Origin of the sequence: Candidatus Solirubrobacter pratensis, from assembly GCF_000425945.1 — a bacterium.
In the GTDB taxonomy this organism is placed as follows: domain Bacteria; phylum Actinomycetota; class Thermoleophilia; order Solirubrobacterales; family Solirubrobacteraceae; genus Solirubrobacter; species Solirubrobacter pratensis.
Genome location: NZ_KE384480.1, coordinates 805,154 through 824,143 on the forward strand (window position 1 = coordinate 805,154; position 18,990 = coordinate 824,143).

Here is an 18,990-nt window from a genome sequence, read left to right on the forward strand (position 1 = left end):
CTTGCCGTCGCCGAAACGGGCGTACGCGCTGACGCGCGAGCGTAGGGGCGGATCGCTCTTGCCGAGGTAGACCGTGTGCGCGCCGTCGACCCATTTGGCGGCCAGCGTGTCGATCGCGACGTTCGAATCCTTTCCCTTCCAGCGCCCGCCCGTGCCGACGGGCACGAACACGGGCGGGTCCGAGCTGGTCCGGTAGACCAGGTATGTCCCCGGACTGCGCGGCACCGGCGAGCAGCGTGCCGCGCGCAGCTCGGCCCACGTCAGCCAGCCCTCGAATCCGTCGTCCTCCAGGTCACGTCGCTCAAACGACCGTGGCATGCTCGCGCAACCCTAACCCGCGCGAGGACCTGCGGGGACGGTCGCGTTCGCCGCAGGTGACGGACCATCAGGATCGAGGCTCGGCGTCGTTGCGCGGAGTTCCCAGCAGCGCGAGGGCGTAGCCATCTCCGACTGCTGCGATCTCCGGCGCCGGACTCCCCGTGGACCAGCGAACTCGGCGGCGGCGTTGAACCGTCGATCTCGTCGACGGTGACGTCAGTGAAGTCCAGCACGAAGATCGCGTTCGTCATCGCCCTTGACTCTCCAAGCAGTCACCGTGCGCCGGGCCGGAGAACCATGTTGACGTTTCATCCGGCAGAACAAGAGCCGGATCAGGCCGCCGTCGCTGAGCACCAGCGGATCCGCCTGGAGGTGAGCATCGCCGCGCCCCAGTGCGACAACGCCCCCGGTGCTTCGAGCATGTTGCGCAGCACCCACTGCTGCCTCTCCGCCAGGCCGTCGGGCATGGTCAACGACCCTGTGTGCTGCGGCGAGAGGACCCGGGCCTGGGCGACGTGGATGAGCTCGGGCATCGCGCCAAGGCTAGGTCACCCGCGCGTCGGCGCGGATCGACGCGCGCCATGGCAGCCCCGGTGATGCTCACGCGCGGGTCCACGGCGTGCGCGGCTTACCGTTGGGGACATGCCGACGCCGACCGGACCGGAGCGCATCGCGGCCGCCGAGCGCGAGCTTGGGTTCGCGCTGCCCGCGAGCTTGACGGCGCCGCTGCTGGCCGGCAATGGCGGTGAGCTGCTGGTGCCCGACTACCCGGGCGACCGGAGTGGGAGCTGATCGGGGTCTTCGACGACCGCGATCGGTTGACGCTGCGGCGCACCGCGGCGACCAACATCGCGCGCGGCACGCTGGCGCTGCGCGCGGAGGGCCTGATCGACGAGCGTGAGGCATGGGTCGCCGACAACGGCGCGGGCGACCTGCTGCTGGCGCGCGCCGACGGGACCTTCGTGTGGCGCGATCACAAGACCGGCGAGCGGCACCCCGTCCCGCCGGAGTTCACCGCCGACGGCTGAACCTCCTCCGGCTGGTCCGGCTGCACAGGCGCGCGGTCAGCTCGTGCGTGGGGTCCAGATGGTGAGGTCGTCGCCGCGTAGGGCCAGGCCGGGATCGCGATCCGCTGCTGCGGCCTCCACCCCGCTCAAAGGCGTTCGCCGAGCCGGTCGACGAGGGTGTTATCGATGCCGGCGGTGATCAGTGCGATCGTGCGGTCGCGTGCGCGGGCGAGCAGCTCGGGCGTGTAGCCGGGCCGGTAGGGCCAGCAGGCGAACACGGGGCCGGCCGGGGTAGCGGTCGATGACCTCGATGCCCGGGACCCCGACGGGCTCGATGTCGAACGCGTCGACGGTGGCGCCGTGGTTGAGCAGGATCCGCGCCCAGTAGCCCTCGCCGGCGCCGAGCTCGACCAGCGGCCCAAGCTCGGTGAGCGTCTGGATCGCTTCGCGACCGGGCACGGCCTGGGCGTAGCGATGCAGAGCCGGTTGGCCTTGGCGACGCTCATCGGGCGTTCGTGCTGCATAGTCCAGCGCCACCAGCGGTGAAAGACCGGCTCGCCGTCGCACCAGGCCGCGGTGCGGTCGTCGGGGTCTGGGAGCTCCTCGCCCGCCGCGGGCGGCCACTCCTGCATCGCCGACACGATCGCACGCGTCCCGGCCGCCGTCACGCGGCCGGTGCGCCGCGCCGGCGCCCTAGGCCTCGGGCGGGGTGTCGCGGTCGGCGTGGTCCTCGCCCGGTCCGGCGGCGCGTTGGCGGCGACGCTGGAAGGCGGGCACGGCCTTCCAGAGCACGACGCCGGTGGCGACCGCGCCGATCACGATGAAATGGGGGCGACCAACGCCCGCCAGCGCGGGGACGAGGTCCGCGGGGCGCCTGACGACGAGGGTGCGCCCGGCCGCCGCGGCGTCGCGCGCGGTGCGCACGCCGGCCAGCGTGAGCGCGGCGTCGGCTTGCTCGGACGAGAGATAGGGCAGGTCCCCGAGCTGGGTCGCGGCGCGTGCGGCGGCTTCGGCGGCTTCGGTGGCGGCGGGCATGGTGAGTCCTGGGTCGGTCGGAGCGTCCCGCGCCGGCGCGGTCAGGTGGCGGCGTCGTGGACGTGGGCGTCGACCAAGCTACTGCGCCGGGGCGGCGCGTGCCCATCGCTTATCTGTCCAACGCGCGGGCGGGCGCGGTCGTTACGGCCCCTCACCGCGGCGCCGCCACGGCACGCCCCCAGGGCGGGTTCACGGATCTACGCGTTATCGCGTGCCGCCGAGGCGGGACCAACGCCAACGTGAGAGGGTGGCGCCAGTGGAGGTGTCATAGCTGGATCTTGCACTGTGGTCGGCGGACGCCTCGGCGACTCGTGCTGGCGGACCCACAGTTCCCGATGAGCGCGACTCGCGCGGACCCGCAGTTGCCTTTCGCTGATGACGTCGAGCGATCGGTGAGGAGCGCGACGCCGCTGCCGCTCTGCGCGACGAGGGACCGCACCGCCGCGTATCGTCTCCGAGACGCGAGCCGCTCGTGTAGAGGGTGGCCCGCGACCAAGACAGACACGAGCTCGTCCGCACCGATCCTCGCGATGCCGTTTCCGCAATGGACCCAGCTTTTCCCGTTCGACCGGGTTGTGCTGGAGAACCGTTCGTTGTTCAACCCGCTTGGGGAGCGGCTCGGCCCTTGCCATGCGCTGTTCTTGCTGGCGGACCGCGACGTCCACCAGCACTGGATGGGCCGGTCACAGCCCAAGAACCAGCGCGGAGGCGACATCGTATTGCTCACGGTGTGGTACCGGATGCGCAGCGTGTTCCGCAACGTGCTTCAGGCGTTGCGACACGGGGAGTCAGACGTCGCTCTGATGCTGTGCCGGCCCCTTTTTGAGGCGATGCTGGATCTGTACTGGGTTGCGGAGAACCGAGAACACGCACTGCCCAGTCTCCAAGCGCACCGCTCATTCCATCTACGCGTCCGACGCGAAACGGCTGGCGCAGGCGAAGCGCTGCGGCTGCGGGACGACGTCGAGCCTTTCCGCGATAGGAACGAGCGCAATGACCTTCGGAAGCGATATGGCAGTTCTTGGACCGGGGAGAGCGTGTGGTCTCGCGTTAAGCGGTGGTCAGCCTCCGAAGATCCCGAGCCGTTCTTTCCGGAGCTGCAGCCCGGTGAGCTTCGCGACCACTACGAACACCTCGTCGCACAGGCGAATCTCTTGGTGCACGGCTCGTCAGACGCGATGCGAGGTCGAGTGACTCCGGTTGGGCATGGCGACTTGACGGCAACGCACTTCAGCACCACTCCGGTCGTTACGTGGATCAACGAAGCTCTGTTGCTCGGCTACTGGGCATACGATCGTGCCGCGCGGCTCATGTACCGGGAACGCGACATCCCTGATCGACCGCTCGATCGCATGTTCATGCGATACGCCGCCGCCAGTGTGCCCCTTCGCAGCGACGTTGCTCGCAAAGCGGGCCGCAACGATGCCTGCCCGTGCAACGCCTCCGTAACCACCGTTCGGAAGTTCAAGCACTGCCACGGACGTCCCTCAATCTCGTCTGACGAGCTTTCCGCGGCGCTAGGCGAGCTCGCCATGCGTCCGTTCGGCGGCTTCGAGGAAATCATCGACCGAGACTGAGCGACGCGGTCCTGCCGCGCGGCCGGCGACTGCTCCGTTGCGCGGTTAGCGGCCGTCCGGACACCCACACGCCCGCCTGAGCGTCGCTATCGCGTCGAGGCAAAAAGAGCAGTCCCACCGTCGCCTCGCTCATCACACCGCGATGCGACACCGGGCCGTCGCTACATGAGAAGATCTCGACAGATGAGGATCTTCCTGATCTCGATGCTGGCGGCGGCGCTGGTGACCGCTCGTCCGATCCTGCTCGCCGTCGCGCTCGACCTGCCGGGGATCGTCTGCGCGTTCATCATCGGGCTCGTGCCGGGCCTGACGGGGAGCCGCGTGGACGAGCGCCTGGAGCGGCGGTCGCGGCATGGCTAGCCATCGGATGACCCGCGTGGTGCTTGTCGTGCTCGGCGTGCTGATCGCCCTCTCGGTCCTCGGGTACCTGGGTCTGAGCAACGCGACCGGGAGCAAGGACACGCACCCGTCGCCCGTGCCCGTGGCGACCCCGTAGCGCTCTCCGAGTCGGACGAGTTCGCCTTGGCTTGACGGCTGTCTTACCTCCGGCAAGGATCTCGCGGCCACACCCGCAACGGAAAGGAGTCCTGCATGGCCACCGAGAACATCCCTGTGGATAAGCCGGAGCAGCTTGAGAAGATCAGGGCGAATCTGCTTGAAGGCGAGACCGTGCTCGCGGTCTTCGACGGCAAGGGCTCGGGCACCGGCTTCCTCGGGCTGACCGACCGGCGCGTGATCATTCAGGACAACTCGTTCGTCGGGAAGAAGATCGCCCTGACCTCGGTGCCCTACAGCCGGGTGCACACGGTCAGCTTCGTCTCCGACAAGTCGATGTTCGGCAAGTTCGCCTCCAGCAGCACGCTCGCGATCTCGGCGGGCGGCAAGGAGTACGAGGTCGAGTTCCGGGGCGAGGAGAAGGCGCAGTACGCGCACAACGTGATCCTGCACAATATGCGCTAGTCCGCCGGCAGCGTGCCAGGCAATATTCCCCCGCACGACGTTCGTCGGGCTCCGGGGTCGTCGTTCACGAGGGACGGAGCGTGCTCGGCCCGCGTTGCGCCTGAGGGATCCGAAAGATCGATCGGTCGAGCGGATGCCTCCGAGGGCCGCAGGGGGCGGTACGCGAGTCTCAGGGAGTGTCCGACAAGGGTGCCGATCAGTCGCGCTCCGGAATGCCGGCGGCCGTCTGTGCGAGAGCAGCGTCGAGTAGCTCCGGAACGAGATCGCATGGCCTGCCTAGCCACCAGTCCGTATGCGTGAACGCCCAGGCGATGGCGCGTTCTAACCGGGAGATGTCGCCGGTGGGCGCACGCTCGAATACCCAGCAATACGTGGTTTCGAGCCAGTCGGCCGAGTATGCGTCGTCCAGATACGTGCGCTTCCTGGGGTCCATCGCGGCGCGCAGGTGCGCGAATTGCAGCGAGAGCCGGAGCGCCAATGGCCAGTAGGGGTCGGCTTTGAGATCCAGTCCGATCACGTAAACGTTCGCTCGCCGATGCCGCCGGATGACCGTCATCGAGCCTTCGCGCTCCAGGTCGCCGATGGCGTACTGGACTGCTCGCAGAGACAGACCTGTCGCTTCCGAGAGTGTCCGTTGAGACGGGCGAGCTACCCCGTAGCGGTCGGCGTAGCTCTTGATCGCGTTTCGCACCGCTTCTCGTGCGGTCTGGCTCGACCCGGGCGATTCGTTCTCGGCTACGGCTGGCTGGGAATCATGCATGTCGTACGTAGTCGGCACAGCGCTCGCGATCTCAGGGGCCGCCTGGGAGTCGTGCGGCTTGTGCGGGGTGGACCACTTGCGTCCCAACCTTGAGTCCGCTGAGGGATCCAGTCCTTCTTCCTCTCTTATTCTTCCTCTCTTCTTCTTCTTCTTCTTCTTCTCTCGCTGTTCTGTGTTGGGACGCAAGTGAGCTACCCGGACAACTTTCCGTGGACGCTGGAGGGACGCGGTGCGTGGTGGCGACCGGACTATCAAGTCGCCGCCACCACCCAATCTGCCACGGCAAGTTGACGGCCGGTCGGCCCCGGAACCACGCTCTGTCGCCGAATCTCCCTCTGGACGAATCCATAAAGGGACCGCGACCGGCCCGTAATGGGCATGGGCTGCGCATGCGGGTGTGGGGAGGAGGCGAAGCCGAACCGCAGGTTCGTGCACGGCCACAACGCTCGTCTCCAGACCCCGCCGTACTGGGTCGATCCCAACCGGGGCTGCTGGCTATGGCAGCGCGCGCTATCCGAGGGCCGCTACGGAATCATGCATGTGCCCGGCGAGGGATTGCGCATGGCGCACCGGGTCTTCTACGAGGAACACGTCGGCCCTATCCCGGCCGGCGAGGAGATCACCTGGACGTGCGGGAACAGAAGCTGCATCAACCCAGCCCACCTCGAAGCTGTCTCGCGGAGAATCGTCGTCCGGCGCGGTCGGGCGACCAAGTTGTCGGCGGAGGACATCAGGACGGTTCGTGTCCTGTGGCGCGACGGCATGACCGATGAGACGCTCGCGCGGCACTTTGGCGTCAGCACAACGCGGATCCGTCAGGTGACGCGCGGCAAGGACGCTGGGACGACGTTCGAGGACTGTTGACGTGGGCGGCGACACACCGCTCTAGAGGTAGGCGAGCGTTTCTACGAGCGTGTTGGACGGGGGGAGGGTCGCCTTGTGGCCGCGAAGCGCCGAGGTTGACGGCGACACCCGGAGGCGAATCGCCGCTCAGTCCATCAGCGCGCTTCCCAGCGGCCGACTAGGTATCGAGTCACCACATACGCAGAAAGGACGACAGTGGAACTCGACAGCAGGGTCTACGCGGCATTCATCCGTTCCAGGGCAAATAACGCCGACAAGGCGCTTCGGCAGTTCGAGAGCTTCGAGATCTTCGAGGAAGAGGCAGGCATCACCGACCTGATCGCGGACCTGCTGCATCTAGCAGAGGCGCACGGGTTCGAGGCCGACTCGATCATGCGCTCAGCCGAGATGCACTACCACTGCGACGGCGGCGCAGGCCACGAGCCCGACGATGTCGCCGAGAACCAGGCCGCTATGTGGCACGCCGCGCAAACCTCCGCGTGCCTGCGGGCCTCGACCGGCCAGTCCACGAGTTGCTCTACCACTGCCTAAGCGCGCGGTCGAGTCAGGGCGAAGTACACGACGGCCGACACTACAGGAAAGCATCAGGATGCGCGGCGCAGGGTCGGATTGCCCTGCGCCGCCGTTTACCCGGTGGCACCTGGGGGGCCGGGGGCGAAACGAATCGCGCCGTGTGGGGCCTGCTCACCGTGGGTGAGCCTCTTCTCAGCCCGAGGCACCACGACAGTCGCCGCCGCCGCGGTCTATCGTCCCGTTTTGGTTCGTTGATGGCCGATGCGTTTTGGGAACACGCCCCGATCTTCACGGCAGCCGATGTTTTGGGCCGCCCGTCGCGCGTACCGGATCGCCCAGGCGTCTACGGGTGGTTCTTCCGCGAGGCACCGCCGGGGATCGATCCGAGCCGCTCGTACGAGCGCGACGGGATGCGACTGCTCTACGTCGGCATCTCACCGAAGGCCCCGCCGGGCAATGGGCGACCGCCGAGCACGCAAAACCTCCGCAAGCGGATCCGTTACCACTACACGGGCAACGCGGAGGGTTCAACCCTGCGGCTCACGCTCGGGTGTCTGCTGGCGCCTCAGCTCGGGATCGAGCTACGACGCGTCGGCAGCGGCAATCGCCTGACCTTCTCCGCCGGCGAGACGATCCTGCGGGAGTGGATGGCCGTCAACGCCTTGGTCACGATCCTGGAAGACGAGCAGCCGTGGATCCCGGAGCAAGAGATCATCGGGAGGCTTGACCTTCCTCTCAACATCGAGCACAACGCGCACAACACGCAGCGACAGTTCGTGCGGGATACACGCGCGGCGTGCAAAGCCAGAGCCCGCAACCTACCGATCCTCGTTCGATGATGCCCCAGCCGTGGCACGTCGTACGTGGATTCGCGACGCCCGAACCTTCCGTACGCGTGCAGGCGTGGCGGAGAGCGGCTGCGCCGTCCTTTAGCTTGCGGTGTACGGACGGCGTCGGGATGGACGCAGAGCGCCGGGGTCGCGATCCTCGCGGGTGATCTTCTGATCGCGCGGCGCCTCGATGACCACCGCGATGCCGCCGCTGCGCCTGCGCCGATAGACGACACGTACGTCGCCGACCCGCACGGCTTCGCCTTCGCGTAGCGTCAGCTTCAACGCGCCCACGTCGCTCATGTCCTGGTAGTCGGCAGCCGCGCCGCGACCTTGCAACTCGTTCGCCGCGCGCACGAGCACGAGCCTCCTCGGAAGAGGCCACCGGGCGTGCTGGAGCGCCCGCGCCATTTCCGGTGAGGCGGCCGACACGGACGATGGCGCTGCGCTGACACGGCGACCCTGCGCTGACACGGCGACCCGACTGTTCAGCGGCCCAGTCGTGTGCGGTCATTGCCGAATGGTTATGGATCGTCGTATGGATCAAGGGCGGTGATGCGCGCCGTCTCTGAGTTCGGGCACGCGCTCGTGACTCCGCTTGGAGCGCCCAAGGGGCGTGTCAGCACGTACACCGAGGTGCAGTTCAAGGACTCGGCCGGCAAGACCGCGGGGGACTCAAGCCATGATTCGCGCGGGGCGTCGATGGTGTCCTCAATTCGACGACGAATCGCGACCAACGGCGTGGCACCCGGCGCGCTTGATCCCCGTGGTGGGAATCCGTAGCACGGACGAGCAGGAGAAACGCGCGACCTCGGCGTCGATCGCGTCCATCCAGATCAGGAGGTACCTGGTCCGGGGGCTTTGGTTCGATGCGGGCATTCCCGCGGATGAGTATCCGTGACGACGGCGCCCCTCCGCAAGGGCCGGCGCTTGCGCTGGGGGCATTGGGGGCGGCGGGCGCGCTCAGGGGCTCACGCTTGACGAGGCAGCGAACTCGAGCGCGATGCGCTCGATCACGACGTCGAGGTCCTCAGCCGCCACGGCGATCTCCAGCGCGCCCACGGCAGCGCCGACCAGGACGTCGACCGACAGCTCGGGGTGGCGCTCGTGCACGCGCAGGGCGGCTGCAGCGGCGTCGTCGATATCGGTCATGGTCGCGATCGTCGCGCGTCCGTAGGCCGGCGCCATCCTGCAACCGCATGATCGGGTGGAGGAACGCGATGCGCCGATCGTCGGCGTCGATCGTCGTTTGGTCGCTGGCACGACCCATTCGTTTCCGCGCGTGTGCGGTTCCACGCGCGAGCATTGTTGTCCGACGTGCGCCGTACCGTGCGGGCGATGCCCCCACTCGAGGATGGTGCTGTCGTCTGCGACGTCGCGACGAGATGCGGCGGCGTGGTGGTCAAGAGCGAGAAGGCCGCCCTCGAAGCGGGCTGGCTCGTGAAGCCACGGAGTCCGCCGAGGAGCCGTCGCGGACGTTCGTGACGTACATCTGCCCGGCGTGCCTGCCTGACCGTTAGGCGTGCGAGGCGCTTGTCGCCGCGGCGCCACCTACGATCGGCACGTGGCGTTCTACTCGCACTGGTCTCCAGACGACGTGCAAGCGATCGCCGGAGCCGCTGGCGCGATCTTCACCGCGATCGCCGCAGGCGCGGCGTGGGCAACCACGCGACAAGGGCGACGAACGATCGAGGCTGCCGAGAGACCGCAGCTCGAACCTCAGGTTCTCGCGGACCCTGTCTCCGGGATGCTGGGGCTCTCGGTGATCAACACCGGTCGCGGCGTTGCGCGAGGCGCGAGGTATGTCCTGCACGGCGCCGGCAAGGCCTGCGAGGGAGTCCTCGGCGACGGTTTCATCCTCCCTCAGCAGCGAGTGTACGTCGGGAGCTTGGTGGGGCCGGTCGAGGTCGGTGCATCGCATGGCGACCTGCCGGACCTGGCGGCGATCGTGACCTACCGCGACGCCCAGGGATACGTGCACTACCGAACCCACGCCGGCGCGGCGAGGACGCCGAAGACCCTCATCCGGCGGAAGCCGAAATATCCACAGGTCGCCACGGTGTGGACGAAGCTGTTCCCCCACATCGGGTTCGACAAGGCCGAGTCCGTGCTGTCAGGGAATGCTGACGTGTGGCCCCTTAAACGGAGCTTCGACGAAGCAGACATCACGGCCGGGGGTACAGCGGAGAAGTAGCCATCGGCCTCACCGGGCGTGACCGGCTGCCTCGCGCCGGTTCGTCCGTGCGACATGTCATTCCGATTTTCCGAACTCGCGGCGCCGCTTTGGTCGCAGCGAGGCGCGCGGGCTCTGTCCGGCAATAGGCGCAAGGGATTGACCCGTCCCCTGACTAAGGTCAAGTGACCAGTTTGGGAACAGCGAGTCTGGCATCACCATCCCACCCGCTGAGGCGGCGGTCCGCGGATTGCCGAAGCCTCATCGGCGCAAGGTTCGGGGTCTCAGCGTGGCGGCGCTGAGACCCGAGGGTATGCCTAGTGGTACGCCTTCCTGACGCCGTACGCGGCCTGGGACGGGGTGAAGCCCTCGTACTCCAGCTGGTCGATGAGGCCCTGACGGGAGAACGATCCCGACCGCAGGTACGACTTGGCCGACTCGACCGCCTCTGCGTTCCAGCTGACCCGGACGTGGGCGACGGCCCAGCGGGCCTCCGAGCTGGAGAAGTCCTCGTACTTGAGCTGCTCGACGAGGCCGGACTTGGAGAACGCCGACGAGGCCAGGTACGACTGGGCGCTGCGCAAGGCGTTGCGCTGGCCCGGCGTGGAGGCCTGGGCTGAGCTCGCCAGCGGGAGCGCAGCGAGGACGACGATGGTCACTGCCAGGAACTTTTTCATGGTGTTGCTCCGGTTGAAGTTTTGTCGGTTTTCCGGCTCAGATCGGCAGTCGCGTAGGCGCTCATGAGGGCGTGTTTGATCGCAACCCTTGTCGCGCCGGGTCACCGCCAGCAGAGAGGTGACCACCGGGAAGCTCCTCTTGGAAGGACACGGCACGATCACCTGCACTCGGGCGGCATCGGCTGAATCTGGTCGGTGGTCACGGCCGTCGCGTTCCGGATCGTCAGTTGTACGCAGCCCTGCTCCGTCAACGTGGGCCTCGTGGTCGTCGACGTCGACGATCGTGGTGTCATGCCGGCATCCCAGGGCAGCGCCGAGCAGCGTGTGTTGCCGGTCGACATGCAGTTGCGCCTGTGCTGCTCGCCCGCGAGCCACAGCACACCGGCAGCGAGCACGCTGATGGCAAGGACGAGCGCGATTCGCATTGGTAATTGATTCTGGTGCGGTCGCGCGCCGGCCAACCCCCTCGATGGTCGAGCATCACGTCGGGGATCGACTACGGCGCAGGGTCGGTTGGCCTCCTCGTACGACCGAACCGTCGCGTCCTCTGGCTGATCGTCCAAAGCCTGCGCGGGCCTCTTGCGGCCTCGCCGTGCGGGCTCCGAGAGTCGTCGTGCACGGCGCACACGCGCCGATCGCGACCCCCAACCGAACGGAGTTCCGCATGTCCCGCAACGCCCCCGCCCCGACCATCGATGACGCGGCGCCGATCGTCGACATGACGGCCGTGCGCGCGCAGATCGACGCCGCCCTGACCGGCGTGCGCGCCCAGCTCGACACGGGCCGCGCCGCCCTCGCTCCCCTGGAGGCGCAGGAGGCGCACCTGGCCGGCATCCTGCGCGCCATCGACGGCGAGGCATCGGTCGAGCCGCCTCCGACATCCAAGCGCACGCCTCGCGCACCCGGCCGGCCGTCCAACCGTGACCGTTGCGCGACACGCTCGCGACCGGCCCGAAGGCGATCGCCGACATCGCGTCGGCGACCGGCCTGTCGACGCGGCACAGGCGCGCGGCGTGATCCAGGCGCTCAACCGCGACGGCGCCATCGCGAAGGACGACGCCAACGTGTGGTCGCTCGTCAGCGCAGGCTGAACGTCGGCGTCCATCCCACCCTTCGACGGCCCGCATTCATGCGGGCCGTTTGTGGTCGTGTGTTCGCCAGCGGACCAGCGGTGACGCATCCGCTACAGGCACGTCAAACGGCGCCGACCATCCCGAACGATGAGATTCGTCGGATTGGGGTCGGTCACTTGAGACGCGTTCTGCGCGACTACGCCGTCGCGCTTGCGATCATCGCCCTAGTCGGCGGCTTCGTGTTCCACAGCGTGATGGACGCCGATCCGTCCCCCGTGGCGACCAACTCCGAGCCGGAGTCGACGCCCGAACCGATCGACACGCCCGAGCCTCTGCCGACCACCGTGCGCGGCACGCCGATCGACTACGACGGCTGCATCGTGAACGGATTCGGGAACGAGCTATGCGGCGATGCTGCGCGCGCGTACTGCGACATCCTTTCGCGTGACTTCGGCTCGTGGGACTCGCAGAAGCAAGACATCTGCGAATCGGTCGGGTGGTCACCGCAATAGAGCGACCGGCATCGGCAACATGACTGCGATTCTCTCCATCGACCATCCCCGATTCCCGGAGTTCCTTGACCGCCTCAGCGGGCGCGAAGGCATCGACCTCGTCGACGACGGCCGAGCCGGGACGTGGAGCTGCGACGCCACCACGACCAAGGCGCAGGCGATCATGCGCGCGATGGGGCTCCGCGGGGACGCGATCGCGTCGAGCCTCGCCTACTTCAGCGCGCGCGGCGGGTTCTGCGACTGCGAGATCGTGCTGGAGGTCGCCATCACGGCTGGCGACAAAGTCGCGCTCGATGCCGCTGAACTGCTCGACTGACCGGGCCGGGGTGGCTCAGTCGCTCGGCCAGGTCGTGTCCGGGTGGAACCGCTAGCCGAACGAGACGTGGCAGCACACGGGGCATTCGGCGTGGACGCCGGCATCGTGCATGATTTGGGCCGTGCGTTCAGGGCACTGGCGGATGACGACCACCGGCTGTTCGCCGGTCTCAGCGTGGCTAAGTTGGCGCGTTCTCGGCTTCACCCGCAACTTCGATGTGGCGTATCTAGCTGTAGGGCATCGTTCACACGAGCCCTTAGGAGGGCCGCATGGCGGAAGGCAAGACCAAGGTTGGCGACGCGGGCTGGAAGCCGGAGTCGAACCCGCGCGCAGCCATCATGAGGCTGGATAAGGGACAGAACGCGCCGGAATCCAAGCGCATCTCGATCTCCTCGCGGGCCGCAGGAGACGACCTCGTGCGAAAGCTGCACGACCTCGGATTCGAAGAGCCGAGGCGACGCTAAGCGCGGCGGAGCGCGGTCTGGTTACCGCCATGTCCCATCGTGACGGCGACCGCAGGACCGCGCTCCCAATCGTTTTCGCCGTCCAGCCCACGAACGGCCACGGCCGCCCCCCCGCCTCATGGACGCCTACTCATCGTTCATCCAGGAGAAGCTGCGGCAGCGCGGCAAGGCCGAGGCGACGGCTGTTGAGGCTGCAACGTGGCTCGACGAGGCTGGTCTGCTCGCGGATTAACACATCGGCCGGGCTTGCCGCTGAGGAACTTGCTTCGAGCGGGGGCAATCGTCGGCTCCGACCAGCGACCGGCACGCAAGAACGGCCGTTGGTACATCGTCCGCGTGTCGCAACGTGGCTACGCGCGTCGGACTAGGCAGCCCGGCGGCGACGCGAGGCAAGCGCCGCCTGAGTCGCGTTCCAAACCCGCGCGTCGATAATGCGCGCCGGCTCGGTTTGCTTATAGACCTCGCGCCGCACGATCCGGTCAACGACGTTGCGCGCCCACAGCCGTCCCGTTTCGGCGGTCATCGTCTCGGCCGTCGCGCGAATGGTCGAGCCGGAACGGACAAGCTCGAAGATGCGTCGAACCTCGGCTGCCGCGTCGGGGTCGATCTCCACGAGGCCATTGCGGGTGCGGCGGTACCCGTGGGGCAGCTTGCCTCCCTGAGCACGAGCCTTCGCGCCGTGACGCTCGGCCTTGGCGTCACGCCCGGCCTTGAGTCGCGCGACGATGCGCCGGCGCTCGTGCGCGGCGATGACATGGCCGATGCCATCGAGCAAAAGCGCGCCTTCGTCGTCGCCGTTCGAGCCATCGGCGTACAGCACCCGCAGACCGGCCGACCGCAGCAGCCGCAGCGCGCCGTAGGCGACGTACTCCTCGCGCGCCAAGCGGGAGCGCTCGGCGACGACGATTGAGGCGGCGCCATGCTGGTACGCGGAGGCGAGCGCGTCCTGAAGTCCAGGTCGTTCCTCGGCCGCGACGGTGCCCGAGATGTCCTCGTGGAACTCTGCGGCGACGGTCAGGGCCTCGCGCGTGGCGAACGCGCGAATGGCGGCACGCTGCGCGTCAGGGCCGTACGCCTTGCCCTGCTCGGCGCTCGATGTGCGGATGTAGGCGATGGCGACTCGGGCATCGCTGGCGGGAAGCGGGTTCAGGGCTACGAGTCCTATCGGTCAGAAATCGACGTACCAGAGCCACAATCTACTCGTATTGTCCACTTGACGCAAGCGTTCGGTGGACAAAGTGGAATCTTCGAGTGCCAGGGCTCGCAAGACGTGAGGCGTGCACCGCTACGCCGTCAGTTGGTCAATGAGCCGAGTGCCGAGATCGTTGCCCGCCGCGAGGTCGGAGCCGGACACCTCGAGCACAGCCACGCCGAGCTCGTCGAGCAGATTCAGGCGCCGCACGGTCAGCGCGCGGTTGACGACGAGACATAGCTCGTCTTCCGGCGCCCCGTCCAGAAGCCGGTACTCGTACAGCTGAGCAAGTCCAGCACGGGTTCGCTCGACCTCGTTGGTGCTGGTGATCGTCTTGGCCTCAAAGATCACACGCACACCGTCCGGGCGCGTCGCCCACAGGTCGATCGCGCCATGCTTGTCTTCGATGTCGGTGCAACCCAACGCCGCAAGGTTGCGGTAGAGCGAGACGAGGATCGCGTGATGGCCGGTGTTCGCTTGCTCCTGCTTCGCGGCGGTCTCCTCTGGGTTCGCGCTCTCACCGCGTGACTCGGGCGGGCGCGGCGGCGGGCGGTCAGGGTCGAACGGTCGAGGCTTCGGTCGTCGAGTTCGCGACGACGTGCCCGAAGGTGGGCGGCGGGCTGGGGCGGTGCCGTCGCCGAATTCGAGCCGGAACCGGAACACGTCGCGCATGTCGCCCTTGTCGTCGGGGGCGCGCGCGGTTCGTTCCTCGATCTTGCGTGCCCGTCCGAGAAAACGCAGCTGCCTGGGCCCGGCGCCCTCGAACACGAACAGCGGTCGGCGATTCTCGGCGACGTCGAGATTCTGGCCGGTGCGCTGCTGATCGCCGACCTTGCCCTTCCCGGTGTAGATCAGGCGCTCGCCGTCCCAATAATCGCCGTAATTGAAGCTCTTGCCGCCCTCGGGGTGCGTGATCAGCAGCAGCGACCCCGTTGCGGTGCTCGGCACCATGCCGCCTGCGACCGAGAAGTAGCCCGCCTTGAAGCCGAAGACGTCCGCGAGCTCCTCCCAGCTGTAGACGCGATCGACGTCCAGCTGGGGCAGCGCGGTCTCGCTCTCGCTCGCGGTGAGCTCGACGCGCGCCGGATCCGTACGGCCGACCGTGTTGGGCAGCGTCAGGAGCACCGCGCCGATGAATGCGCTCCGGAACTTGCCCGGGAGCTCGTCCAGCACGACGACTCCGTCCGAGTACAGCGTCTCGGCTCCCTGTTCCACCCATTGGATCGGGACCTTGTCGCCGTCCGGATACTTCTCCTCGTCCGTGCGGTCCGTGAACACGTACGCGAACGTGTCGTCGACGTTGAGGATCGTGTTCTCGAAGCGGGTCACCGTCAGGATCGTCTCGCCGACGAGGCCCTGGAGGTGCGCGTAAAGCTCGGCGGACGAGGGCTTGCTCACGTCCGCGAGCGTAACGGCGCGGCCGGTCGCCAACCGAGTCGTATCGTGCACGCCGTGAGCGAGCAGGACGACGATGATCGTCTGCGCGGCATGGCGCGCCACGTCGTGCGCTTCACCGGCGAGCTCTCTCCGGAGGCCGCCGCCGCGCTCGGGCCGTCGATTCAGCGCATCCAGGGCGATCACCTGTTCCCGACCCGCACGCCGCAGCCAAACACGACCGTGGGCACATGGGCCGCGACAGACCGGGACGCCGTGAGGCTCGTCCAGGGGGCACTCCAAGGGCACGGCAGCTTCGCGGACTTTGAAGTCACACGGCTCGTCGACTAGCGCCCCGCGATCGCATCAACACGTTCTGGGCCGTCTCAGACCTCTTCGCGGGCCACACGACTGAGACCCTGCGACTGATGCGCGTGGCGCGAGCGGGATCCCACGGATCCCACAGCGTGCTCTCCGCACGTCGGGGCCACCCGAGCGCGAGGTACGAACCCGAGGCTTGAACGTGAGGACGGGTGTCAGCGCGCATGATCTAGGCCGACGCGCGCCGAAACGCCGGATAGGGTTTCGCGACGTGCCGGTCCCGGATTACCAAACGCTCATGCGTCCGGTGCTCGAGCTCACGGAAGATGGCAGCGACTGGACCGCCGCGTCGATCCGCCAGAGCATGATCAGCGAGTACCAGCTGAGCGACGAGGACGTCGAAGAACGCCTGCCGAGCGGCCGCGACACGACGCTCCGGAACCGTGTCGGGTGGGCTCTCACCTACCTGTACCGCGCCGGTCTGCTCGATCGGCCACGCCGGTCGGTCTACCGCATCAACGATCGAGGGCGACAGGTCCTACGCGACTATCCCGATCGCGTCGACAAGTCCACGCTAACCCGCTTCCGGAGTTTCGGGATTTCGTCTCGCGCAACGCATCACCCAGCGGCTCGGGTCTCCAGGAGAGCGTGCAGGCCGAACTCGCGGTCGCCGACGTCGCCACGCCCGAGGAGCGCGCTGCGTCGGCGTACCGCGAGCTCCGCGCCGCGCTCGTGAGCGAGGTTCTGGATCGCTCAGCGAGCAATCCGACGAATTCTTCGAGCAGGTCGTGCTCGACGTCCTCCAGGCGATGGGCTATGGCGGCTCGCGTGAGGACGCAGCCGAACGTCTCGGCAGGAGCGGCGACGGAGGCGTCGACGGCGTGATCCGCGAGGACAAGCTCGGCCTCGATCTCATCTACGTCCAGGCCAAGAGCTGGTCGAACACCGTCGGGCGCCCCGAAATTCAGCGGTTCGTGGGAGCCCTACAGGGCCAGCGCGCGAGCAAGGGCGTGTTCAAGGACGTGCATCGGCCACCGAACGTGGACGCAAATCCCGCCCACGCACGCGTCCGGCTCGGAGCCGTCATCGCGGCAGAGCGCCATCGACTTGGAGGCGCCCGTCGAAAGGCGCTCCAAGCCCTGGGCGACCTCTGGGAGGCGACGGACGCCCTCACGCAGCGCCAAGGCACGGAGCGAGAAGGAGCGTGAACCCGTGACCTGGACCGATGCCCGACGGCCCGTCTGGCTGACCATGTTCCTCATCGTTGCGTTGACGTTTGCGCTACCGCGGCTGGTCAAGCGCTGATGCGGTCTCCCGCAGACACTTCGATGAGCCACTCGAAGGACATGAACGCGTACAGCAATGACGCTGTGGCGAATGCGCCCACGAACGCGCCCCATGCCGGGGTGGCGTTGATGAGCGCGTGGCCGCCAAACAGGAATCCGCCTTCGGCGGTATCGGGCGCGACGATCTTCCAGATGACGGTGGTGAGCGTTACCAGCGCCAGTAATCGTCCGAGGTTGGAGATCCTCGTCACCCGCTCCTCAAGCCGCCGCTCAGCAATGGGGTCCGGTTCCGCGTTGTCGGGAGTACTGCGCGCGGCCTGGACCGCTGCGATCACCGCGTAGACGACCAGCGAGAGCGCGGCGAGGGCGACCCCGGCCATCCACAAGTCGATCCATTGGAACGCCTCCCATGCCGAGATTCGGACGCTGTCCCCGACGCCACCATCGAAGCTGTACCAAGGAAAGAACAACGACACGAGCAGCAGCGGCGGCGCAAACAGCATCGCGAGGATGCCGTTGCATCCGGCTCGCTCTGCGGCGCTTCGCTCGCTCGCCGCATTGTCAGGTCCATCCGCAGCGGTGCGGCTACCAACGTCGGGCACTGCGGAAGCGAGCGGATCGCGCCCCTTGCGGGCGTCACGCTCCTCCCGCCAGCTTCCGACCTTGCCGTCATCCAGTGGCATCGGCGGACTGTATTCACTGCCTTGCGCGACGGTCAATCGCTCAGGCGTCCAACGCACCGCAACTTCGAGAGCACCCTCCGCTCCCGGCGGCGCGCTGCGGGATTCGACGGCTCCAGACGGGCGGCGACGATCCACGCGACATTCCGACTCGCAAGAGGGCTACACGTCGTCGAGGCCAGTGGCTTCGCCCCGGCGGTGCTGCGCCCCGGCCTTTCTCCGTGCGGTCGAGCGCGCCCAGGGATGCCGTCGAGCCGGTCACTCGCCTGCGTGTCGGTCCAGGACGGCTCCTAGCGCGGGTCGTCACGAGTGAAGCTCGTCTGGCCACACGTCGTCGGGTGGCTCGGTCGGCACGGGCCGATGCTAGGAGCCGCAAGGATCTGGCAGGTGCTGCAGAATTTCGTCCTGGTGTCGGGTGTTGTCCGAGACGAGCACGGCCGGGTCGCTCCGGGTACGCAGCCGGGGTGGGGCGTGTCCTGGTGGTGGGAGGCGAAGGTCCTTCCGGACCCGATCACGATGGCCCCTGAGCAAAGGCTCAAGAACCTCTTCCGCTGCTGGAAAGACGTGGCGGCGGGATGGGCGCCGGTGGTGCCGCGTGATGACTGGCACCCCTATCACCCGTTCGCCCACGAGTAGCCGCGTCCGACGATGGCGCTGCACGACCGACAGAGGTGCTCCTGCCTCAGTGTCCGGCGCGTTCGACGAGCGCTCCGCGGCGCCGCCATGCGTCGAGGGTCAGGCGGCTAAGCGCGCCCTCCTGACGTGCGACTCGTGCGAGCCGCTGAGGGTCGCGCCCGGCGCGCGCGACACCGCGGGCGACACGCCATCGAGCGCGTCGTCGGCGGCCACGCACCAGAACGCGGCGGTCCACTCACGCACGGTCGCCGCGGCGAGTGTCCAGAAGGCTTCGATGAGCGGCGCGAGCGGCGTGTCGCCGTCGTCGAACTGGAAGGCAGGAACCAGCATCCGCCCGGCGCCGTCGCGCAGCACGATCAGGCGATGCCCTTCCCGCAGCTCGTTCAGGCGCTCATCGGAGGCGTCGAGTAGCTCGCGCACCT

At 67.8% G+C, this 18,990-nt stretch carries 28 protein-coding genes; 16 read left to right on the forward strand and 12 right to left on the reverse strand.

The window, feature by feature from the left end; translation table 11 throughout:
* Positions 1–650 precede the first annotated feature (650 nt).
* The gene (locus tag H958_RS0128390; RefSeq protein ID WP_028061137.1) at positions 651–851 is read right to left on the reverse strand and encodes a hypothetical protein; all 201 of its coding nucleotides are present in this window, start codon (positions 849–851) and stop codon (positions 651–653) included.
* A 109-nt stretch (positions 852–960) separates the two neighbouring features.
* Between H958_RS0128390 and H958_RS46935 the strand changes: the two genes are divergently transcribed.
* Positions 961–1,110 (forward strand): SMI1/KNR4 family protein, encoded by a 150-nt coding sequence (locus tag H958_RS46935; RefSeq protein ID WP_156028343.1) that lies wholly within the window; start codon positions 961–963, stop codon positions 1,108–1,110.
* Between the two features lie 26 nt (positions 1,111–1,136).
* Entirely contained in the window at positions 1,137–1,346 is a 210-nt protein-coding gene (locus H958_RS0128400) for a hypothetical protein (RefSeq protein ID WP_028061138.1), read from the forward strand.
* 159 nt (positions 1,347–1,505) lie between these two features.
* On the opposite strand, the gene H958_RS46940 is transcribed toward H958_RS0128400, so the two are convergent.
* Together H958_RS46940 and H958_RS0128415 are read right to left on the reverse strand one after the other, a co-directional pair.
* Positions 1,506–1,784 carry a hypothetical protein gene (locus H958_RS46940; protein ID WP_156028344.1) on the reverse strand — a complete coding sequence of 93 codons (279 nt, stop codon included), beginning with the start codon at positions 1,782–1,784 and terminating at the stop codon, positions 1,506–1,508.
* A gap of 234 nt (positions 1,785–2,018) precedes the next feature.
* Positions 2,019–2,360, reverse strand: coding sequence for a hypothetical protein (locus tag H958_RS0128415; protein ID WP_028061140.1), 342 nt, complete (start codon positions 2,358–2,360; stop codon positions 2,019–2,021).
* Between the two features lie 530 nt (positions 2,361–2,890).
* Between H958_RS0128415 and H958_RS0128420 the strand changes: the two genes are divergently transcribed.
* From H958_RS0128420 to H958_RS0128435, 4 genes are all read left to right on the forward strand, one after another.
* Positions 2,891–3,937: a DUF5677 domain-containing protein gene (locus H958_RS0128420; RefSeq protein ID WP_196807601.1), complete on the forward strand. Its 1,047-nt coding sequence runs from the start codon at positions 2,891–2,893 to the stop codon at positions 3,935–3,937.
* Positions 3,938–4,120: 183 nt separating this feature from the next.
* Positions 4,121–4,297: a hypothetical protein gene (locus H958_RS46945; protein ID WP_156028346.1), complete on the forward strand. Its 177-nt coding sequence runs from the start codon at positions 4,121–4,123 to the stop codon at positions 4,295–4,297.
* Entirely contained in the window at positions 4,290–4,433 is a 144-nt protein-coding gene (locus H958_RS46950; protein ID WP_156028347.1) for a hypothetical protein, read from the forward strand. The genes H958_RS46945 and H958_RS46950 overlap by 8 nt, the downstream gene beginning before the upstream one ends.
* A gap of 95 nt (positions 4,434–4,528) precedes the next feature.
* The gene (locus H958_RS0128435) at positions 4,529–4,897 is read left to right on the forward strand and encodes a PH domain-containing protein (protein ID WP_037411539.1); all 369 of its coding nucleotides are present in this window, start codon (positions 4,529–4,531) and stop codon (positions 4,895–4,897) included.
* Positions 4,898–5,093: 196 nt separating this feature from the next.
* Here H958_RS0128435 and H958_RS0128440 read toward each other — a convergent pair whose 3' ends face one another.
* On the reverse strand, positions 5,094–5,657 hold the full coding sequence (locus H958_RS0128440) for a helix-turn-helix domain-containing protein (RefSeq protein WP_156028348.1): 564 nt from the start codon (positions 5,655–5,657) through the stop codon (positions 5,094–5,096).
* A 429-nt stretch (positions 5,658–6,086) separates the two neighbouring features.
* Here H958_RS0128440 and H958_RS44220 point away from each other — a divergent pair, with 429 nt between their 5' ends.
* From H958_RS44220 to H958_RS0128455, 3 genes are all read left to right on the forward strand, one after another.
* Positions 6,087–6,521 carry an HNH endonuclease gene (locus H958_RS44220; protein ID WP_196807602.1) on the forward strand — a complete coding sequence of 145 codons (435 nt, stop codon included), beginning with the start codon at positions 6,087–6,089 and terminating at the stop codon, positions 6,519–6,521.
* 195 nt (positions 6,522–6,716) lie between these two features.
* Positions 6,717–7,052: a hypothetical protein gene (locus H958_RS0128450; RefSeq protein ID WP_028061144.1), complete on the forward strand. Its 336-nt coding sequence runs from the start codon at positions 6,717–6,719 to the stop codon at positions 7,050–7,052.
* Between the two features lie 236 nt (positions 7,053–7,288).
* Positions 7,289–7,873: a GIY-YIG nuclease family protein gene (locus tag H958_RS0128455; RefSeq protein ID WP_037411540.1), complete on the forward strand. Its 585-nt coding sequence runs from the start codon at positions 7,289–7,291 to the stop codon at positions 7,871–7,873.
* A gap of 90 nt (positions 7,874–7,963) precedes the next feature.
* Here H958_RS0128455 and H958_RS40995 read toward each other — a convergent pair whose 3' ends face one another.
* Positions 7,964–8,227, reverse strand: coding sequence for a carbon storage regulator (locus tag H958_RS40995; protein WP_037411543.1), 264 nt, complete (start codon positions 8,225–8,227; stop codon positions 7,964–7,966).
* Positions 8,228–8,827: 600 nt separating this feature from the next.
* Positions 8,828–9,016 (reverse strand): hypothetical protein, encoded by a 189-nt coding sequence (locus tag H958_RS0128470; RefSeq protein WP_156028350.1) that lies wholly within the window; start codon positions 9,014–9,016, stop codon positions 8,828–8,830.
* A 412-nt stretch (positions 9,017–9,428) separates the two neighbouring features.
* Here H958_RS0128470 and H958_RS0128475 point away from each other — a divergent pair, with 412 nt between their 5' ends.
* A complete protein-coding gene (locus H958_RS0128475; RefSeq protein WP_028061147.1) occupies positions 9,429–10,058 on the forward strand; it encodes a hypothetical protein in 630 nt (209 codons plus the stop codon).
* Positions 10,059–10,354: 296 nt separating this feature from the next.
* Here the strand turns inward: H958_RS0128475 and H958_RS0128480 are convergent, their stop codons facing one another.
* Together H958_RS0128480 and H958_RS0128485 are read right to left on the reverse strand one after the other, a co-directional pair.
* Positions 10,355–10,696 (reverse strand): Ltp family lipoprotein, encoded by a 342-nt coding sequence (locus H958_RS0128480; protein WP_196807603.1) that lies wholly within the window; start codon positions 10,694–10,696, stop codon positions 10,355–10,357.
* A 176-nt stretch (positions 10,697–10,872) separates the two neighbouring features.
* Positions 10,873–11,139, reverse strand: coding sequence for a hypothetical protein (locus tag H958_RS0128485; protein ID WP_028061149.1), 267 nt, complete (start codon positions 11,137–11,139; stop codon positions 10,873–10,875).
* Between the two features lie 239 nt (positions 11,140–11,378).
* Here H958_RS0128485 and H958_RS46955 point away from each other — a divergent pair, with 239 nt between their 5' ends.
* The 3 genes from H958_RS46955 (at position 11,379) to H958_RS0128505 (ending at position 13,079) form a co-directional block, all read left to right on the forward strand.
* Positions 11,379–12,299 carry a hypothetical protein gene (locus tag H958_RS46955; protein ID WP_156028351.1) on the forward strand — a complete coding sequence of 307 codons (921 nt, stop codon included), beginning with the start codon at positions 11,379–11,381 and terminating at the stop codon, positions 12,297–12,299.
* Positions 12,300–12,318: 19 nt separating this feature from the next.
* Positions 12,319–12,615, forward strand: coding sequence for a DUF2695 domain-containing protein (locus H958_RS41000; RefSeq protein ID WP_037411545.1), 297 nt, complete (start codon positions 12,319–12,321; stop codon positions 12,613–12,615).
* A 269-nt stretch (positions 12,616–12,884) separates the two neighbouring features.
* Positions 12,885–13,079: a hypothetical protein gene (locus tag H958_RS0128505; protein ID WP_028061151.1), complete on the forward strand. Its 195-nt coding sequence runs from the start codon at positions 12,885–12,887 to the stop codon at positions 13,077–13,079.
* Between the two features lie 364 nt (positions 13,080–13,443).
* Here the strand turns inward: H958_RS0128505 and H958_RS45540 are convergent, their stop codons facing one another.
* Together H958_RS45540 and H958_RS0128520 are read right to left on the reverse strand one after the other, a co-directional pair.
* The gene (locus H958_RS45540) at positions 13,444–14,244 is read right to left on the reverse strand and encodes a recombinase family protein (protein WP_081686353.1); all 801 of its coding nucleotides are present in this window, start codon (positions 14,242–14,244) and stop codon (positions 13,444–13,446) included.
* Between the two features lie 120 nt (positions 14,245–14,364).
* Positions 14,365–15,948 carry a hypothetical protein gene (locus H958_RS0128520; protein WP_156028352.1) on the reverse strand — a complete coding sequence of 528 codons (1,584 nt, stop codon included), beginning with the start codon at positions 15,946–15,948 and terminating at the stop codon, positions 14,365–14,367.
* 316 nt (positions 15,949–16,264) lie between these two features.
* Here H958_RS0128520 and H958_RS49260 point away from each other — a divergent pair, with 316 nt between their 5' ends.
* Both H958_RS49260 and H958_RS47900 read left to right on the forward strand, forming a co-directional pair.
* Entirely contained in the window at positions 16,265–16,702 is a 438-nt protein-coding gene (locus H958_RS49260) for a winged helix-turn-helix domain-containing protein (protein WP_407641170.1), read from the forward strand.
* On the forward strand, positions 16,584–17,174 hold the full coding sequence (locus H958_RS47900) for a restriction endonuclease (protein ID WP_255325469.1): 591 nt from the start codon (positions 16,584–16,586) through the stop codon (positions 17,172–17,174). The genes H958_RS49260 and H958_RS47900 overlap by 119 nt, the downstream gene beginning before the upstream one ends.
* An 86-nt stretch (positions 17,175–17,260) precedes the next feature.
* Here H958_RS47900 and H958_RS0128535 read toward each other — a convergent pair whose 3' ends face one another.
* Entirely contained in the window at positions 17,261–17,935 is a 675-nt protein-coding gene (locus H958_RS0128535; protein WP_156028353.1) for a hypothetical protein, read from the reverse strand.
* 384 nt (positions 17,936–18,319) lie between these two features.
* Here H958_RS0128535 and H958_RS0128540 point away from each other — a divergent pair, with 384 nt between their 5' ends.
* A complete protein-coding gene (locus H958_RS0128540; protein ID WP_156028354.1) occupies positions 18,320–18,568 on the forward strand; it encodes a hypothetical protein in 249 nt (82 codons plus the stop codon).
* A gap of 99 nt (positions 18,569–18,667) precedes the next feature.
* Here the strand turns inward: H958_RS0128540 and H958_RS0128545 are convergent, their stop codons facing one another.
* Positions 18,668–18,988: a hypothetical protein gene (locus tag H958_RS0128545; RefSeq protein ID WP_028061157.1), complete on the reverse strand. Its 321-nt coding sequence runs from the start codon at positions 18,986–18,988 to the stop codon at positions 18,668–18,670.
* Positions 18,989–18,990: the final 2 nt, after the last annotated feature.

What these genes read in the sequence shown, in the direction of transcription:
- H958_RS0128455 (WP_037411540.1), top strand. Translation starts at nt 7,289, where the DNA reads ATGGCCGATGCGTTTTGGGAACACGCCCCGATCTTCACGGCAGCCGAT.
- H958_RS46945 (WP_156028346.1), top strand. Translation starts at nt 4,121, where the DNA reads ATGAGGATCTTCCTGATCTCGATGCTGGCGGCGGCGCTGGTGACCGCT.
- H958_RS46950 (WP_156028347.1), top strand. Translation starts at nt 4,290, where the DNA reads ATGGCTAGCCATCGGATGACCCGCGTGGTGCTTGTCGTGCTCGGCGTG.
- H958_RS0128505 (WP_028061151.1), top strand. Translation starts at nt 12,885, where the DNA reads ATGGCGGAAGGCAAGACCAAGGTTGGCGACGCGGGCTGGAAGCCGGAG.
- H958_RS0128440 (WP_156028348.1), bottom strand. Translation starts at nt 5,657, where the DNA reads ATGCATGATTCCCAGCCAGCCGTAGCCGAGAACGAATCGCCCGGGTCG.
- H958_RS0128420 (WP_196807601.1), top strand. Translation starts at nt 2,891, where the DNA reads ATGCCGTTTCCGCAATGGACCCAGCTTTTCCCGTTCGACCGGGTTGTG.
- H958_RS46955 (WP_156028351.1), top strand. Translation starts at nt 11,379, where the DNA reads ATGTCCCGCAACGCCCCCGCCCCGACCATCGATGACGCGGCGCCGATC.
- H958_RS0128470 (WP_156028350.1), bottom strand. Translation starts at nt 9,016, where the DNA reads ATGACCGATATCGACGACGCCGCTGCAGCCGCCCTGCGCGTGCACGAG.
- H958_RS0128485 (WP_028061149.1), bottom strand. Translation starts at nt 11,139, where the DNA reads ATGCGAATCGCGCTCGTCCTTGCCATCAGCGTGCTCGCTGCCGGTGTG.
- H958_RS0128435 (WP_037411539.1), top strand. Translation starts at nt 4,529, where the DNA reads ATGGCCACCGAGAACATCCCTGTGGATAAGCCGGAGCAGCTTGAGAAG.
- H958_RS0128415 (WP_028061140.1), bottom strand. Translation starts at nt 2,360, where the DNA reads ATGCCCGCCGCCACCGAAGCCGCCGAAGCCGCCGCACGCGCCGCGACC.
- H958_RS49260 (WP_407641170.1), top strand. Translation starts at nt 16,265, where the DNA reads ATGCGTCCGGTGCTCGAGCTCACGGAAGATGGCAGCGACTGGACCGCC.
- H958_RS46935 (WP_156028343.1), top strand. Translation starts at nt 961, where the DNA reads ATGCCGACGCCGACCGGACCGGAGCGCATCGCGGCCGCCGAGCGCGAG.
- H958_RS0128535 (WP_156028353.1), bottom strand. Translation starts at nt 17,935, where the DNA reads ATGCCACTGGATGACGGCAAGGTCGGAAGCTGGCGGGAGGAGCGTGAC.
- H958_RS41000 (WP_037411545.1), top strand. Translation starts at nt 12,319, where the DNA reads ATGACTGCGATTCTCTCCATCGACCATCCCCGATTCCCGGAGTTCCTT.
- H958_RS0128390 (WP_028061137.1), bottom strand. Translation starts at nt 851, where the DNA reads ATGCCCGAGCTCATCCACGTCGCCCAGGCCCGGGTCCTCTCGCCGCAG.